We start from the raw sequence: 17,320 nt of genomic DNA, 5'->3' as shown, positions 1-17,320 counted from the left end.
TTGCCATGTCCCGTCCCACCCGTCCCGATTCGCGCCGCCCTGGCGTGAAACCTCCGTATTCTGCCGCGCGCCGTGTCGCCAAGGCGCCGCCGGCCGAGCCGAAGTTGGTGCTGTTCAATAAACCCTTCGATGTGCTGACCCAGTTCAGCGACGAAGGCGGGCGCGCGACGCTCAAGGACTTTATCGACATCCCCGGCATCTACCCGGCAGGCCGCCTGGACCGTGACAGCGAAGGCCTGTTGCTGCTGACCAACGACGGCCAGTTGCAGGCGCGTATTGCCGATCCCAAGCACAAGCTGGCGAAAACCTACTGGGTGCAGGTGGAAGGCGAACCCACCGAAGCATTGCTGCAACGCCTGCGTGACGGGGTGGAACTCAACGACGGCAAAACCTTGCCCGCCGAGGCCCGGCGTCTGGATGAACCGGCGTTATGGCCGCGCAACCCGCCGGTGCGCTTTCGCAAAAACCTACCGACGTACTGGCTTGAACTGGTGATTCGAGAGGGGCGTAACCGTCAGGTTCGGCGCATGACCGCCGCCGTGGGCCTGCCGACCTTGCGCCTGGTGCGGGTGCGTATTGGCGATTGGACAATCGACGGCCTGGACCAAGGCCAATGGAAGGAAGTGCCGGCGCGTTTATAAAGCGCCGGATTCGATCAGGCCGATCACCACGCTCTTGATGATGAACGCGGCCACGCCCAGGCCCAGCACGAAAAACAGGATGAACGAACCAAAGCGCCCGGCCTTGGATTTCTTTGCCAGGTCCCAGACGATAAAGCCCATGAAAATGATCAGGATAGTGACCAGGCCGGTCATCATCCATTCTTCGAACAGGGCGGGGTCGATGTTGTTCATGGGCTCTTCCAACGGGGCAGGCGGCAAGTATACGGCAGCGTCACAGGCGCAACATTGACCTGCGTCGGTGCGTCGCACGCAGGCTTCACTGTTGAAACACAGGCCAAATGTGGGAGGGGGCTTGCCCCCGATAGCGGTGTGTCAGGCTGTGTATCTGGTGACTGATACTCCATCGGGGGCAAGCCCCCTCCCACATTTGATCTTCATTGTTCATGAGATCAGGTGCGCAGGTGGGTCAGCGGCAGCTCGGTGCTGTTGAGCACCTGGTTGAGCACAAAGCTCGAGCGCACGCTGGTCACGCCTTCGATCCGGGTGAGGTGGCCCAGCAGCAGTTTCTGATAGTGGTCCATGTCCGGCACCACCACTTTCAACTGATAGTCCGCATCCATCCCGGTGACCAGGCTGCATTCCAGCACCTGGGGCAGGGTGCGGATGGCCGCCTCGAAGTTCTCGAAACGCTCGGGGGTGTGGCGGTCCATTCCGATCAGCACATAGGCCGTGAGGCTCAGGCCGAGCATCTTGCGGTCGAGCAGGGCGACCTGGCGTGCGATGTAGCCGTCGTCCTCCAACTGCTTGACCCGGCGCGAGCAGGGCGAAGGCGACAGGCCGATACGCTCGGCCAACTCCTGGTTGGAGATCCTCGCGTCGCGCTGCAATTCCGCCAAAATACTCAGGTCGTATCGGTCAAGCTTGCTCATTGGGTTGGCCTTTGTCGTAACTATTGCGGTGAATTATCCATGAAGGGTTAAAAATTGCGCAAGCACTGTTTATTGACGCAATCTTCGCAATCATCTGCCCGGCGCTGGCCTGTATCGTTATCAACAGAATCACCGCCTGGACAACAGTCCACAGCAGCTCGCCCAATCAGGCTGGCTGCGGCCGCCACCCCAGCAGGGTCGAGCCGGCCTCCAGGCTGCACACTGTCCACAAGACGGCGTGAGGTGAGCCAACGTCAAAAGCGTTGAGCATGGACGAAGTTCTCAAGGGGTGGCCGACGGGTCACCCCTTTTCTTTTGCCTTAAGAAAATTGTTCCTGTGACTGATAACCTGTCTCAGAACCGGGCGGGGCTTTTCCAGTCTCATCTATGAGGCCGGACCTTCCAGGCCCTTATCCGCAGTGAGGAATAGCATGAAGCGCATCTGGCATATGGCAGGTGTAGGTTTGCTGATGGTCACCGTCGGCACGCAAGTGATGGCCGACGAGCCGCGCCCTGAGGGTGGCGGCCAGCATGAAAGAGGGCCGGAGGGTAACGAACAGCCGCGCCCGCAGAATAACCAGCCGCGTCCACAGAACAATCAACCCCGGCCGGAAAATAATCAGCCACGTCCACAGAACCCGCATTTTGATCGCGCCGAGCAACCGCCCCACGGTGGCGGGCAGTGGCAAGGTCGCCCGCAAGGTGCCGAACAGCCTCGGCCAGCCCCGCAGCCTGCGAACAACCTGCCGATCCAGAGTCGCCCCGATACCGTGCGCCAGACCCAGGAACCGCGTCAGGGTTACTACCGTGACATTCCTCGACGCAACGACGACAACCGCAATTGGGAGGCCGGCGGCCCAGGTTCGCGGCCTGGCTACAACGGGCATCCCAACGATAACCGCTGGCCAGGTCGCCCCGACGGCCATGGCAACGGCTGGGGCCCCGGCCCCCAGTATCGGCCTGGCTATGTCGTCGACCGCTTCCCCGACCGCAACTACCGGGTGCCGTACCGTGGCCAGGATTACTTCTTCTCCGGCGGCTACTGGTACCGCCCCCAAGGCCCGCGCTATGTGGTCGTGGCGCCGCCGTATGGCATCCGCGTGCATTACCTGCCGGACTATGCGCGCGAAGTGTGGGTAGGTGGCTCGCTGCTGTTCCTGGCCGCTGGCGCCTACTACGCCTACGAACAAAGCACCCAGCAATACGTAGTGGTACAACCGCCGACGCAAGTGCCGGCACCGCAGCCAGCACCCCAAGGCAATGGCTATGACGTGGTGGCCTATCCCGCCAACGGGCAGTCACCGGCGCAAGTGCAGCAGGACGGCTACGACTGTTATCGCTGGGCGGTGCAACAAAGCGGCTTCGACCCGCAGGCCGTCACCTACGCCCCTGACCCGGCGGTGGTGCAAACCTACCGCCAGGCCCAGGGCAACTGCCTGAGCAGTCGCGGGTATCAGGTGCAGTACTAGGCCTTGGCGCCCGTGACCACTTCCCGTGGGTCGGCGTGCACCAGCACTTCGGCGCGCGGGTAGGCTGCGTGAATGGCATCGGCGGCCTGGTCGCTGATGCCGTGGGCCACTGACAGCGTCAGCTCCCCCGGCAGTTCCAGGTGCAACTGCACGAACCAGTGGTTGCCGGAAATGCGCGTGCGCAGGTCATGGGCACCCAACACCCCCGGTACGCTTCGCGCCAGTTCCAGCATGTGCTGGCTGACGTCCGGCGGCAGTTCCTCGTCCATCAACACCGCAAAGCTTTCCCTGGCGATCTGGATCGCGCTCCACCAAATGTAGGCGGCGATGCCCAGGCCGAACCAGGCGTCGACTTGATGAAAGCCCATGCCCGCCAGCACCAGCGCCACCAGGATGCTGCCGTTGAGCAGCAGGTCCGAGCGGTAGTGCAGCGAGTCCGCCCGCACGGCATTGGAGCCGGTTTCGCGCACAACCCGGTGTTGCAGCATCAGCAGCGCCACGGTCAGTGCCAGGGAAAACACGATCACCCCAATGCTCAGCCACGGCGCGCCGACCGGTTCCGGATGCTGCAGGCGCTCGTAGGCCTGCAAGGCGATCAACACCGCACTGCCACCAATGAACAACGCCTGGGCCATGCCCGCCAGCGACTCCGCCTTGCCATGGCCGTAACGGTGATCGTCATCGGCAGGGCGCAGGGCGTAATGCACGGCCAGCAGGTTCAGCAGCGAGGTCACGCCATCGAGCAGTGAGTCGGTCAACCCGGCGAGCATGCTCACCGAGCCGCTGAGCCACCAGGCAATCGCCTTGGTGACGATCAGCGCGCAGGCCACACCCACCGAGGCGCGGGTGGCCAGGCGCAACAGCCGGGCGTGTTCGGGACTGCTGGTCATAAACGATCCTTAGGCGGCGGGTTGCAGGCCCAGGAGCGCAAGTTGTTGCACGCTGCCCTTGAACTGGATCATGCGTGGGTCGTCCAGCGGCAGGGTGCGGCCGGTTTCCTTCTGGATGATGCTTTGCAGCTTGGCGTTGTCGACCTTGCCGTCGGCGCCGATGGCTTCGTGGAGTTTTTCCGGGTCAACCTGGGCAGTCTTGCCGGGTTCGAAATAGATCGCGCCCGTGGCGAAGTCGACGCCGAACGCGATCAGGCCAGGGATCACGTAGAACAACAGGCCCACGGCATCGAGCACGGCAATGGTCGGGTCGATCTTGCCATCGATCTGGCCACGGCGGTCGGGGTAGAAAATCGACCCGCAGGCGGTGAGTTGGCTCAGCAGGGTGACGGCGAGGACACCGCCGATGACACGGGAAGCGATACGCATGGAGACTCTCCTGAACACGGTTGATACGGGACTATATAGCACTGCCATTGAGACCAGCGTCGGCATCCGGCAGTTCGCCGTTATACTCGCCGCTCTGCTTTGGAGCCAGTATGAATTCGTTGCCGATCGATGATGTTTTACCCGCCCTGCGTGACGCCTTGGCGAATCGCCATGAAGCCGTGCTGGAAGCGCCGCCCGGCGCCGGTAAAACCACCCGCGTGCCCTTGGCCTTGTTGAATGAGCCCTGGCTGGCCGGGCAGACCATCCTGATGCTCGAGCCCCGGCGCCTGGCCGTCCGTGCCGCCGCGGAACGGCTGGCCAGCGAACTGGGGGAGAAAGTCGGTGAAACCGTCGGCTATCGCATCCGTCTCGACAGCAAGGTCGGGCCCAACACGCGCATCGAAGTGGTCACCGAAGGCATCCTCACCCGTCGTTTGCAGGACGATCCGGCACTGGACGGTGTCGGCCTGCTGATCTTCGACGAGTTCCACGTTTTGCCGATTGCACGAAAATCATCAATATCTTGTCAAAAACTCCTACCCCTCTCTTCGCAGCCTTTGGGCTGAATCACCTCTCTACAGTGCCCGTCGTATAATGCTTCTCTGATTTGGGAGCCTTGATGATTTCTCTACCTATTGATCTCGTATTGCCTGACCTTCGAGACGCCCTGTCCAATCGCCACGAAGTAATCCTTGAAGCGCCACCTGGTGCGGGTAAGACCACCCGAGTGCCTCTGGCGTTGCTGAACGAACCTTGGCTTGGTGACCAGAAAATCATCATGCTCGAGCCTCGGCGGTTGGCTGCTCGGGCGGCAGCTGAGCGCTTGGCAAGTGAACTGGGTGAGAAGGTTGGTGAGACCGTCGGCTATCGAATTCGCCTTGAAAGCAAGGTGGGCCCGCGCACCCAGATCGAAGTGGTCACCGAAGGCATCCTGGCTCGCCGTCTCCAGGATGACCCCGCGTTGGACGGTGTGGGTGTGGTCATCTTCGATGAGTACCACCTTCGAAACCTTGACTCTGACCTTGCGCTGGCCTTGTGCGTGAGTGCTCGTGAGCTGCTGCGGGATGAGCCCCCACTGAAGTTACTTCTGATGTCCGCAACGCTGGAAGGCGCTCGGCTTTCAAAGCTTCTGAATGACGCGCCAGTTATCACGAGTGAGGGGCGGATGTATCCGGTCTCTACGGTTTGGAGTAGCCCATATCAGCCGGGGGAGCGAATCGATTCGAGGGTCACTGATACCTGCTTGGCCGCCATCAACGAACAGCCGGGAAGCGTTCTGGTTTTCCTCCCAGGGCAGGCAGAGATTCGGCGGGTGGCTGAGGTGCTCAAGGAGCAGTTGAGCAGTCGTCCAGAGGTGATCGTATGCCCGCTGTACGGTGACCTTGACCTGAACGCACAGCGTGCTGCGATAGACCCGGCACCAAAAGGCTCCCGGAAGATCGTACTGGCCACGAACATCGCGGAGACCAGCTTGACCATCGAAGGTGTCAGAGTGGTGGTGGACAGTGGTCTCGAGCGAGTGCCGAAATTCGATCCTCGCAGTGGAATGACCCGGCTCGACACACAGCGTATTTCGAAGGCCAGTGCTACTCAGCGTGCAGGACGGGCAGGGCGATTGGAACCAGGTATCTGCTATCGCCTTTGGTCTGAGTCGCAGCACGAACAAATGGCTGGCTACAGTACACCTGAAATTTTGCAGGCTGATCTTGCAGCCCTGGCTCTCCAATTGGCCCGGTGGGGAATGAAGCCGGAGGAGATGACCTGGCTCGACCAACCTCCATCAGCTCCCTTCGGCCAAGGTAGAGACCTGCTGAAGCGCCTGGGCGCACTCGACGATGCTGGACAGCTCACACCACACGGATCAGCCATGAGCGAGCTCCCAGCGCATCCACGGATCGCTCACATGCTCATCAAAGGCAACGCGATGGGGCTGGATGACCTTGCTTGCAACATCGCTGCGCTGCTGGGTGAGAAGGATGTTTTGCGTGGTGCAGGTGCCGATCTTCACACCAGACTGAGTGCATTAACCGGCGATCAACATTCACGTCGAGGCGGTGGATCCTTCCAGCGCGTGAAGCAGTCTGCTCGGCAGTATCGATCCCTGCTACGTGGGAGAGCCGTTCACCCTGTCTGCGGGCCGGATCACCCGAGATGGGTAGGCTGCCTACTGGCATTCGCTTACCCTGACCGAGTAGGTCTCCAGAGGCGTGCGAGTGCGTCTGAGTACCGTCTCTCCAACGGGCGGGCTGCTGTGTTCTCAGAGCCTGATGCTCTCACTAAACATGAGTGGCTTGTAGTGGCCGATCTGGGTAGTCGGCAAGGGCAGCGCGAGGAGCGGATCTACCTAGCGAGCGATCTCGATCCAGCTTTGTTGGATGACGAGCTGGCTGACCTTGTAAGGTCAGTCGATGAGGTTGACTGGGACGAGAGGGAGGGGGTACTCAAGGCTGAGCGGCAGCTAAAGGTGGGGCAGTTGGTACTGTCCACAACACCTTTGCCAGGCCTTGATGAGCAAGCTCGTTCGCTAGCCTTGGTCAATCTGGTGAGGCGAAAGGGCATCGAGCTTCTGCCTTGGAACCCTGAGTTGCGCCAATGGCAGGCGCGGGTCAATCTGCTACGTCAGTTGGATATCCAAAATGGCCAAGCAGAAAGCAAGTGGCCTGATCTCAGCGATACCAACCTTCTGGACACGCTGGAAGAATGGCTCGCACCGTACCTGGGCAAAGTCTCGAGGCTCAGCCACTTCAGCCAACTGGATCTGTCATCGATTGTCAGGAATCTTCTGCCTTGGCCGCTTCCACAGGAACTAGAGACACAGGCACCTCAGACCATCCTGGTGCCGTCCGGATCGAATATCCGTATCGACTACTCGCAGCATCCACCGATCCTCGCGGTACGGCTGCAGGAGTTGTTTGGGCTGGCAGAAACACCACGCATCGCTCAGGGCAAGCAGCCGCTGATTCTCCATCTACTCTCGCCGGCTCGTAGGCCTGTGCAGGTCACCCAGGATCTCGCCAATTTCTGGCGCAGCACCTACTTGGAAGTGAAGAAGGATCTGAAGGGCCGATACCCAAAGCACCATTGGCCAGAAGACCCATTGGTTGCTGAAGCGACTGCGAGAGCGAAGCCTAGAAAGCATTGAGGATAAGGCGTGCCTGACGGGCGGCTGTCGTGAACCAAGCCGCCTTCGCGTCTTGGCCCTTGCGGGCTTCCATCCTCACGCCTTCAGCCATCCTGGCTTGCGCGCTCCGCTTGCTCTTCAGCGTGGTGCTTAGCCTATGCAGCCATCCATCTGAACACACCTCCTTTCAGTGAATGTCCTGATCATACTGGAGCTCATGGGCATTGAATTCAGGCGCGCCGGTGGTTGGTGAGGCACTTTGGCGACAGGGGCCAGGAAGAAGAGGTCTCTCTACCAACAAAGCGTGACCGGTCACAACGTTGATTTTTTTGACGTGAGAATCACGCTTAGGTACTATGAGTTTGTCGCCACAGACCGGAACCTCGAAGGAGGGGTGGTGATGCCGGGAACGAGCTTAGGCGAGTTCCTCCCAGCCAGTGAGCGGGATTTGAAAGGCTAGGCCGATATCTGATTCAGCAAAAAGCCCTGTGGTGTGAGCCGCAGGGCTTTTTTGCTTTCTGTTTGTCCGATGAGCGACCGGCCTTAGAGTTTCACGCCTTCGTTGCGTTTCTCCAGCACGTAGCGCACGTTCCAGATCGGCCCTTTGGTAGGCAGGCCCGACCGCCCCCAATCGTTGACCTCGTACGCAGAAACCAAGTTCAGTCGAAGTAGATTCTCGACATCCTGAGGTTTACGGATTTCGAAGAAAATCGCGTATTCGTGGGCATCCAGACAAAAATAGCGCCTGTTGTCCCCCGCAAAATGAGCCCTTACCTTCGACTCAATGAAGCGCCTGTCGATGTAGTCGAGGAGCTGCTTTGATAAGTCGTAACGTGTAGGGCAGAAATATCGCTCCTCCTTGGTTTTCGGATTAACTATCAGCGGCCCGTTTTCCTTGTTGTCCGTAAAGCAATGGAATCCGAAGGTGAATTCAACGCTAACGCCGCGATCTCCTATCTGGAATGTCCGCACGGTCGGCTGGAGGTGCGCCATGCAGACTGTTCTTCCATTTATCGTCAAATCGTTCCAGCGCATACTCATGGCCACATCTTTTCGGCCCACGAGAATATTCGATTAAGGCATGATGTCAACGTACTGGCTCCTCGGTGGCCAACGCTCGATGCAAGCGCTTCGTGATGTGTTCACAGGTATGCACCGGAACCATGGAAGAGACCTGAATCTTATCGCTCGCCGGTGAGCACCCAAACTTTTAGGGGAGCAGTGCCCGGCGCTAAAATCCGGCTTTCAGATGGACGTTTAATGGACTATTCAAAAATCATCGGAAAGGACGACGGGCGAAGATTGTCTTTCGAGGAGCTCGTCTGCCAACTTGCCAGGCGCGACCGCCCGGAGAGCGCCAAAGAGTTCAGGCGGATCGAAGGCTCGGGAGGCGACGGAGGGATCGAGAGCTATTGGCTGCTCCAGGACGGTTCTGAGATCGGCTATCAGGCCAAGTATTACCTCAGGTCACGGGAGGTCGATTGGGGCAAAATCGACGAGTCAGTCGAGCAGGCTTTGAAGTCTCACCCTGAACTCAAACAGTATGTGATTGCCATTCCCTGCGACCTTACAGATCGCAGCGGAGCGCTAGGCGCAGGGAAAAAAGGATGGGAACACTGGAATACGCACAAGCTTGCTTGGGAAGCGCTCTGTGCCCAGAGCGGCATTCCCACGGTTGAGTTCGTGCCCTGGACGGCGTCTGATCTTACCGACAAATTGTTGCACCCAACTGCTGAGGGCCTACGAAGGTTCTGGTTCGGCGAGCTGGAAATATCTGGGCAATGGTTCCACAAGAATGTGGAACTCGCCGTAAAGTCACTCGATGAGCGATATCACCCAGAAGATCACGTAGAGGTTGGAATCGAAAGCCTCTTCAAAGTGCTCCTTCGGGACGAAGAGGTCACAACCGAGCTGAAGTCTGCTTTTTTCGCTATCGCAAAGACCGCTAGGTTTAACCACTTCATAAAAAATGATTCCGACGCCAGCCTCATCGCTGGTATCCAGCGTGTCGAGCAGGAGGCATCCAAGGTTGCGGCATTCGGCAGCAGGTTTGGCTCTGACTCTTGGGAGGCTTGGCCCATTGTTGATTGCGTCGCTGCTTTGTCAGACGCCTCTAATAGCGTCCATGAATTGAAAGCCTGGGCTTGGCAAAATATGCCAAAGTCTGAATCCAGAAGGGAATACTCCTCTTCGGACATGAACTACCTTAGCCATAAGCTGGACGAGCTTTCAAATGCCCTCTACGGATTGAGTTCAAAGCTGGAAGGGAAATTCTATTCCGCTGAGCAAAACCGTTTTGCCCTTCTGACAGGGAAGGCTGGCACAGGCAAGTCGCACACACTCGGTTCCGTTGCTCAAAAAGCGATTTCAGATGGGCATCCGGTGGTTTTACTTTTGGGGCAGCAATTAGGCTCTCAGGGGTTTTGGAGGCAAGCGACAGAAATACTCGGGCTGGGGACTGTTGAGCCAGAGATATTCTTGCAGGCTATGAGTTCTGCCGCTGAGGCCGCTCAAAAGCGCGGACTCATTCTCATCGATGCCATCAACGAAGGTGCGGGTGCGCAGCTATGGAGGAATGAACTTCCCGCTCTGATTGCCCGAGTCAACGCTTACGAGAACCTCGTTCTTGTCGTCACCTGTCGTACTGAGTACACACCGTATGTAGTTCCGCCTAAGGTGATGGAGACGACAGTTGCCTTCACCATTCGTGGCTTCGTGACGAATGAAGAGCAATCGAGGGCCGCGAAGATCTACCTGCACAAGAGAGGCATTTCCCAGCCGGATACGCCTTGGCTCTCAGCTGAGTTTGTGAATCCGCTGTTTCTTCGCAGTGCGTGCGTTGCCCTTGCCCGAGACGGTTGTAAGCAATTCCCCAAGGGGCTGCATGGCACGAAGCAGGTTTTTGCATTCTACATCCGCAGCGTTGCACGAAATTTAGGTGTCGGAAGAGACGGCAGCGAAGATCTGGTCGCTCCTACTACAGCGGCAATCTCGGCCATCGCCAGGTTGATGGCCACAGAGAGGCGCGATTACGTGGTCTTGGCCGATGCTGTGCGAATTTCAGCGGAGGTGTTTTCGAATTTTTCTTCACCATCTTCCAAAACCTGGTTTGACGTCCTGCAGAAGAACGGAATTTTCCGACTCGACCCACCACCGCGCCGGCTTGAAATTGATCCATTTGCTCCGGTCGAGGATATCGTGAGGTTCAGTTTCCAGCGACTCCAAGACCACCTCATGGCGGACGCTCTGCTCAAGGGGGTGACGGATCCAGAGCTCGAACTGGAGAACGGGGTTTTGAGCTTCATTCTTGACGGCGACAGATTCAAATGGGAGTGGGCTGGTCTGGCTGAAGCCTTGTCTATCCAAATTCCTGAGCGTTTCGGCTCAGAGCTTTTGGATGCACTTCCGAGAGATATCGATATCTGGATCAACGAAGACTCGGTCAGAGGCGCCTTCCTGGAGAGCTTGCGTTGGCGGGGGGCGAATGCTTTCACGGAGCGCACTTGGCAAATTTACCAGGCTATCTTGGATGTCGATGATAGCCAGCTCTACGTGCTGATCGAACTCTGTGCCAACGTTGATCATCCTTGGAACGCTGAACTACTCCACGACATTCTGATTAATAAAATGATGCCAGAGCGTGATGCTTCCTGGACGGTGAAAATCAACGACTTCGATATGGCGGATGGCAGCACGATCCGCCGCCTCCTGGACTGGTGTTTGACCAGTCAGACCGAGAAAACGGATCGGCACGTACAGCTTCTTTGCGGTCTCGCGGTCACGTGGCTGACGGCGTCATCGCATAGGGAAATCAGAGACAAAGCGACCAAGGCGCTATCCGCATTGCTGTTTTCGAAGGTCAAGCTCTACGGTGAACTGTGTAAGAGGTTCGCTGGCCTTGATGATCTCTACGTAATGGAACGGTTGCACGGGGCTGCGTATGGCGCATGTTGTATCGATCCATCTCCAATGCGGTTGGAGCATTACGCCCCGGTAGCTTACCGGATGGTTTTCTCTGAGCAGTGCGCTCCGCTATCGATCATGCTGAGGGACTATGCATCCGGGATTATTGAGCTGGCTGCCCACTATCGTTGCCTGCCTACCGAAGTCGATCTCGGCGCCTGTAGGCCACCTTATAAATCTCAGCCTGTTCAATTAACTGTTTCACAGGCTCTTCTCGATGATGTCGCCACAAAAGCCGGAGGTGACGAAATCAAGCGTTCTTGCACTGGCGGAATAAGTGAGTTCGCTGATGAGATCAAGCATCGTGTCAGCTCATTTTCGAGCGTTGCTTTGACTTCTCAAATGCCTCACACGCAATCCGAGATGAACGAGCGATTCGATACAGAGGTAATTGCCCCTTACCCAGACAGGCAAGAAATCGTCGATGCGATCAGTGCTCTCCAATTTAATCCTTTCCGATTCTTGCTCCGCCCATTCGAAATACTCGAGGAGCTTGATGAGCTTGAGGAAGCCGAGGGGGTAGAGGCGGTTGAGGAGTTTGAGGAAGTCGAGGGGGTGGAGGCGGTTGAAGAGTTCGAGGAACTGGAGACGCATGACCACTCCGAGGAGCTTCGGCAGCTAGAGAGGAAGCTTGTTGATCTATTGGATGTTGACGAAAAACGAAGATTCGCCGACGAATTTAGATGGTGCATCGCCCGCTCGGAAAAGTATCCGCGCACGTTAGAAGGCGTCGACATGGAGGCGGCCAAACGGTGGGTTGCAAAGCGCGCCTATGACTTCGGATGGACAAAAGAACGCTTTCCATCTGATAGCTCTCACCGTCACAGCTATTCCCGCGAGAGGCCCATCTTTGAACGGATTGGTGCCAAATATGAGTGGCTTGCGCTCGATGAACTCCTTTGTCGGCTCGCCGATAGTAATTGGCTCTCCGAAGCGCGAGTCGATGGAACACGTGATTACCGTTCATCCATCGACCTAGGTTTCCATCGAGATATCGACCCTACTGTTCTTCAAGCGCTGTCCGACTCCGGTTTTGGTTCTGTAGACATCTCACCAATTGTTTCCGAGGAAACAGCCGAAGACTGCCTTCAGAAATGGCCTTTCAAGCTTGACCCTAGTCTAGTGATGCCAAGCCTCGTAGGCCGAACCGACAAGGTTGGGGAAAAGTGGCTAGTCCTTTACGAGCATCGCTCCGTGGCGAATCGTTACGACGATGGAGAGAGCCGAGAGCACGGGCTACGTCAGCAGGAATGGCGTTTCCTCATGCCTGTCGTTGTCAGGAAAAAAGATCAAAAACAGTTGATTCGCTTTCTGAGCAATCAGCGTTCTCTGGATGTTTCGAGGTGGTCGGGACGCAGTTGCACGGACGACGGCTATCTGCTTGAGGCCCCGTGGCGCTTTACCTGGGATCAGTTGATGTGGACACCTGCCAGCTTTCATAACCAAGGTGAGCTCGAGGTAGCATTTCCCTGCGTTAAATATCATTGGGAGTCCCATTTGGATGCCTCCCTTCCGGAGGGAGCCTCTGCACATTTACCAGCCCCTTGGTTGGCAAATCAGCTGTCCATTACCCCGATGCTCTCAGATCCACGTGTCTATGTGGATGCGCTAGGGAAGCCCCAATTGATCTGCAGCATGGGCCCTGACGATGGTTCACACGCCTTCATACGACAGGACATATTTGAGCGGATGTTGAAAGAGAAAGGATTGGCGTGTGTTTGGACGTTTGTTGCGGAGCGAGGCGTGTGGCCAGGCGGAGGGAACTCTCATGCAGCATGGAGAAGGTCTGAGGGTGTAGTTTGGTTCGAGCGAGGGAGGCCAAAAATGGAATCATGGAAGGAGGATCGCTGTAACGGTACTAAGGATGAGTGAGCGCGGAAGGTGTCACTACTCTGGGCGCAAGCGCAATCTTTTAGCCTATGCCCCCCAGTTGTGGAGTGCGCTTAACCCCGCCGCATCACCCTCCAGACCGACAACCCATGGGCTGTTCCATGCCAGCGTTTCGTGCAGGGAGGCTTTGGGTGATAGCCTGCCGGTGTGCCTTAGCTACCACCTAGTCACCGGAGCCCTACATGATCAACCTCTATCGCTTAACTAGCAGGCTGTTTCCTGACCGCCGCCCCGAGCGGGAGAAAGCGCGTGAGCGTGAGTTCATCCGGGCAGCGAACAGCTTCAAGACCCTCCGGGTGACTCAAGAGGGAGGGATTTTCATCGATCCAGAAGAGCTCCGTGAACAAATTGTCGCCTCCCGTGAGCAGTTGAAGCATCTTGTCCACAAACCCGGAGCGTCTAGTGGGCTATGCCAAGCAGTGGCAGCCGTTGAGGTGGGGCAGGAGGCTGATACCTCTGCTGAGGCCACTGTAGAGCTGCAGGACGGTATTGAGGTAGTGGCTTGGCGTCGGCTCTCTAGTGGCGCCGCTGTGCGCTACGTGTGCCTTCAGTCTACAAGTACGGGGCGATTCGCTGTTGCTACAGCCAGTCTGTTCACAGAAGCCATAGAGAGTCTCCCGACTTGGGTCGAAGCCAACACAGCCAGGCACGTCGCCATTGCCATACAGAACGATCATCTCCGCTGGTTGGCTACTGTGAGCGAGGCAATGGATGCTTGGGATGCAGACCTATGATTTCCTTTCTAGGCGAGGCTTAGGCCTACAACTGCCATGCCTCAATAGTGTTGAAAAGCCTTTCAATCTGAGTTGGCAAGTCGGTTTGTGGATCATGGCTATGGTTGAAAGTGCTGCCCCCAGTTACGAATTTGTCGGCGACAGTAACTTTTGAATAGCTGGTAACCTGCTTTAGTCTAGCGCCGAAAATCCGATAATGCTTGTCTCGAAAAGCTGCTGGCAAATAACTTTCAATCGTATAGCCCTCAGTCACCCAGCAATATCCTGTCTTCGACCCATGTTCAGCAATGTCTGTCCAAACCTGATATTTCACGCAGTTTTGGTTAATGCATTCATCAGTGTCGTCAGCTGCGCGCTGAAAGTCTAGATCTCGATCCATAACTACTATGGAGTTCCTGTTTATACTGAATATGTCAATTAATCCTGGCGTAGCATTTGATGTGAAATGGCCGAGCATAGAGCCGCCGTAAAAAACGAAGGAGAAATCAAGATTTTCCATGGGCATGGATTTACCATGCGTCGAGCACCAGAGCGAAAGCCAGTGCAAAATGTAGATTCGATCAGACGCCCCTTCGACCCATATCACGCCGTTGGCTTGGAAAACATCGCTTGGCTTTATGCCGAGCCCTGACAGAGCCCTTGCAGGTGATGTTAATTCTGATAATGCGTAACCATTGACTTCAAATAGCTTTGTGTCTGGTACAGACCAGCTTGATATGTCGAGAAGCACAGACGAGTGCGTAGAGATGAAAAGCTGAAGGTTCTTGCGGGTGACGATTTCAGAAACCCTAGCCATCATGAGTCTCTGAAGCGTTGGATGCAGGTGGACTTCAGGCTCCTCGATGACACATATCTGGTTATCATTGACAGACTCCAGCCATCCTATTAGTCCAGCAAACGCCCGCCATCCAGACGGCAGCATCTTTATTGGGATATGGTTGTACTGACCTAAGTCATCGTTGAGGTAGACACCTAAAGTGTTCTTATCAAGAAAGCTAATTGGATTGGCATGCTTGTAGGTATGATCTTCATTCGGAGGCCTCTTATAATCTACCTGGTCGTGCCGCAATGGGTGTGGCGCGAGTCCCACGAGGTGCTTTCCATCATTATTGAGCGCATTGATGACTTTTTGAATACAAACTCCGCGCTCGTCGTGTGATGAGCGAAAACTGATTATGGCTTCTAGTTTATCTAAGACCTTTACAAGCTCTTTTGGTGGTTTTGATGATTTGCTGTAGATGCTTCCCTCAAATAGGTGTCTTTCATCTCGTGTAGTAACGGCAATGTATGTGCCAAATTCATCAATATCTAGCTTGTTAAATATTGAAGCTACCCAAGTTCCCTTGTCAAAGTAGATGATGGATGTCGCCACTGTAGTGGATCGCATATTTTCACGAGCAATGGTTTTTATAATCTCAACATCCTTGAGTGCGCGCACCATATCTAGCACAGTTGACTTGCCGCCGCCGTTGGGGCCAACGAAAATATTAACCTTTGAAGCTTTGACTTGTGGAACATCACGCGGATTGAGGGAGTTGGTCTGCATGATGTTGTTGAGGCAGAGTGTTCGAAGCCCCAACAGACCAAAGCTTTTAATATGCAAGATCGTATTCCTTTACTAATTGATGTTGGTAGAAGCACTCATTAAACATTTTCTAAAAATGAGCCTCCGAGCGGTGCAGGCTTCACGCTCGTATTGTACCTAGAGAGACGGAAGGAGAGGTGCTGGCAGGAGTTGTACTCGCCGGCACCGGCAGCTTTCACACTGGTGGGTTATCCACGAGATACAGGAAGAAACAGTATGAGTTGTGGTGAGGTTTACGGAAACCAAGGCCCCCAGGTCGGCGGGTTATCCACGATATCGATGGACGTACTGAGCTCGTCTTGCATGTGTTCGAAGACACTGTCGAGTTTGGGATGGGCTTTCGATTCTCTCAATGTCGTCACCAGTTGCAACAGCTCACGGCCCTGAGATAAGGGCATTTGAACGTCGCAGTACACTGTGTCGTCATCGTTCTACATTCCCATCGGGAAATCCTCGCAGTAGGATCTTGGTCTTCTGTTCCTACGACCTGGCGTTGGGCCGTGCCCCTTCGGGGAGGGGCTGTCGTAAACCGAGCCTTGGCGCAAGCGCCGGCCTCTCGGCCCTTCGGGCTTCCATCCCACACGCCTGCGCGCTTCGCTTGTCGGAGGCTCCGGCACATTATTCGGTCGCAGCGCACGAAGAGGCTGAATGCGGCGGGAGGCCAATCGGTGCAAAGCATCTTGCGACTTAGCCATGCTCCACTGAGAGCCACCCTCATCATGTCGCCTCATTATCTGGCATCCATTTTTTTCAGGACGGTGTTAAGCGCGTTTTTAATTCCATAGCTCCTTTTTTACCCGAGCCAGTCAGATACCATCTTTTCTGATTTTTTGCATTTACTCCACGTCTTACAAAATTCATTTCCTGTAGGGCAATCAAAGCTTCGTTGACAAGTTCAAGTTTCAATTCAAGCTCTTGAGCTAGACCTGTAGCCGACCTCATTGTATAAGGGCCATCAAGGAGGTGGATAAGAACTTGCTTTGTTGTATGGTCTAATCCGGCAACAAACTCTTGATCTTTTGAACTTAGTGGCCCCGCTTCTGGTTCCATAGAACTCTCAGTTGCTTCCAATGCGGACTCCGCCTTGGTCTCTGCGGCTTCAACTTTCTCCTTCACCTCTCTAAGCTCTTTTATTATATTAGCACTCATTAGGCGAATGAATTTTTGGGCGGATATCGATGCTATTAGGCAGAACCCAATGAGGATGAGATATTTAGTAGAGTCAAGCTCGCTATTGCTCAGAATCTCTTGAAGCAAAGTGCTGGATATAGTGTTGAAAAATAGAGGAACCATAAGCGCAGCGCAGATACCCAGCAAAACGTTTTTCCCTACGTCCCATCCCCAGCTTCCACCGTAAAGCAGATGGCCAGCGAAACCTCCAACCGCACCAGTGCCAACGAGCGTCCATAAAACCAATGCGAGCATTTTGCCCTCCTTGCGAATTTTTCGTTTTGTAGTGGCTTATTGGCATAGTGCTTGAAGTGCTGATCTTGATACAACCCATCGCGTGGATGGAGTAATGGAATCAGTCAAGGAAAATGGGCGATTATGGCGAGTCGCCTGCCGGGAAGGGGGGCTGTGAACTGAGGCACAGACGAGTCAAACTCAGCCCTCCGGGCGCTCATCCCGCTCGCCTGCGCGCTCCGCTTGCCATTCCTGCCAGGCACGTGATCACCTGCCTTCGGTT

At 55.9% G+C, this 17,320-nt stretch carries 13 protein-coding genes and 1 pseudogene; 6 read left to right on the top strand and 8 right to left on the bottom strand.

Features of this window, described 5'->3' with window-relative positions; genetic code table 11:
* The first annotated feature begins 5 nt into the window (after positions 1-5).
* Entirely contained in the window at positions 6-641 is a 636-nt protein-coding gene (locus tag FX984_RS15470; RefSeq protein WP_027605265.1) for a pseudouridine synthase, read from the top strand.
* Here FX984_RS15470 and FX984_RS15465 read toward each other — a convergent pair.
* Both FX984_RS15465 and FX984_RS15460 read right to left on the bottom strand, forming a co-directional pair.
* Positions 636-845, bottom strand: a complete 210-nt coding sequence (locus tag FX984_RS15465; RefSeq protein ID WP_025999909.1) for a DUF2788 domain-containing protein — start codon at positions 843-845, stop codon at positions 636-638. The two genes, FX984_RS15470 and FX984_RS15465, sit on opposite strands and share 6 nt — an antisense overlap.
* Positions 846-1,072: 227 nt before the next feature.
* Positions 1,073-1,552, bottom strand: a complete 480-nt coding sequence (locus tag FX984_RS15460; RefSeq protein ID WP_003194418.1) for an Lrp/AsnC family transcriptional regulator — start codon at positions 1,550-1,552, stop codon at positions 1,073-1,075.
* Between the two features lie 431 nt (positions 1,553-1,983).
* Between FX984_RS15460 and FX984_RS15455 the strand changes: the two genes are divergently transcribed.
* Entirely contained in the window at positions 1,984-3,021 is a 1,038-nt protein-coding gene (locus FX984_RS15455; RefSeq protein WP_092358234.1) for a DUF6515 family protein, read from the top strand.
* Here the strand turns inward: FX984_RS15455 and FX984_RS15450 are convergent.
* Entirely contained in the window at positions 3,018-3,911 is an 894-nt protein-coding gene (locus FX984_RS15450; protein WP_146477764.1) for a cation diffusion facilitator family transporter, read from the bottom strand. The genes FX984_RS15455 and FX984_RS15450 overlap by 4 nt on opposite strands.
* Positions 3,912-3,920: 9 nt before the next feature.
* On the bottom strand, positions 3,921-4,340 hold the full coding sequence (locus tag FX984_RS15445) for a hypothetical protein (RefSeq protein WP_027605268.1): 420 nt from the start codon (positions 4,338-4,340) through the stop codon (positions 3,921-3,923).
* Positions 4,341-4,450: 110 nt separating this feature from the next.
* Here FX984_RS15445 and FX984_RS15440 point away from each other — a divergent pair.
* Both FX984_RS15440 and hrpB read left to right on the top strand, forming a co-directional pair.
* A pseudogene (locus FX984_RS15440) lies at positions 4,451-4,831 on the top strand (DEAD/DEAH box helicase); the annotation flags it as partial.
* Between the two features lie 128 nt (positions 4,832-4,959).
* On the top strand, positions 4,960-7,482 hold the full coding sequence (hrpB, locus tag FX984_RS15435) for an ATP-dependent helicase HrpB (protein ID WP_146477767.1): 2,523 nt from the start codon (positions 4,960-4,962) through the stop codon (positions 7,480-7,482).
* A gap of 522 nt (positions 7,483-8,004) precedes the next feature.
* On the opposite strand, the gene FX984_RS15430 is transcribed toward hrpB, so the two are convergent.
* A complete protein-coding gene (locus tag FX984_RS15430) occupies positions 8,005-8,502 on the bottom strand; it encodes a hypothetical protein (RefSeq protein ID WP_223841630.1) in 498 nt (165 codons plus the stop codon).
* Positions 8,503-8,721: 219 nt separating this feature from the next.
* On the opposite strand from FX984_RS15430, the gene FX984_RS15425 reads away from it, so the two are divergent.
* Together FX984_RS15425 and FX984_RS15420 are read left to right on the top strand one after the other, a co-directional pair.
* Positions 8,722-13,296 carry an NACHT domain-containing protein gene (locus FX984_RS15425; RefSeq protein ID WP_186511903.1) on the top strand — a complete coding sequence of 1,525 codons (4,575 nt, stop codon included), beginning with the start codon at positions 8,722-8,724 and terminating at the stop codon, positions 13,294-13,296.
* 200 nt (positions 13,297-13,496) lie between these two features.
* The gene (locus tag FX984_RS15420) at positions 13,497-14,048 is read left to right on the top strand and encodes a hypothetical protein (RefSeq protein WP_146477769.1); all 552 of its coding nucleotides are present in this window, start codon (positions 13,497-13,499) and stop codon (positions 14,046-14,048) included.
* A 25-nt stretch (positions 14,049-14,073) separates the two neighbouring features.
* Here the strand turns inward: FX984_RS15420 and FX984_RS15415 are convergent, their stop codons facing one another.
* The 3 genes from FX984_RS15415 to FX984_RS15410 form a co-directional block, all read right to left on the bottom strand.
* Positions 14,074-15,651, bottom strand: a complete 1,578-nt coding sequence (locus FX984_RS15415) for an ATP-dependent nuclease (RefSeq protein ID WP_146477770.1) — start codon at positions 15,649-15,651, stop codon at positions 14,074-14,076.
* A gap of 215 nt (positions 15,652-15,866) precedes the next feature.
* Positions 15,867-16,031, bottom strand: a complete 165-nt coding sequence (locus tag FX984_RS32495; RefSeq protein ID WP_177045778.1) for a hypothetical protein — start codon at positions 16,029-16,031, stop codon at positions 15,867-15,869.
* 352 nt (positions 16,032-16,383) lie between these two features.
* On the bottom strand, positions 16,384-17,058 hold the full coding sequence (locus tag FX984_RS15410) for a YEATS-associated helix-containing protein (RefSeq protein ID WP_146477772.1): 675 nt from the start codon (positions 17,056-17,058) through the stop codon (positions 16,384-16,386).
* Positions 17,059-17,320 lie beyond the last annotated feature (262 nt).

Origin of the sequence: Pseudomonas marginalis (genome assembly GCF_008692035.1) — a bacterium.
Classification (GTDB): domain Bacteria; phylum Pseudomonadota; class Gammaproteobacteria; order Pseudomonadales; family Pseudomonadaceae; genus Aquipseudomonas; species Aquipseudomonas marginalis.
This window is presented reverse-complemented; position numbering and strand designations above follow the sequence as displayed.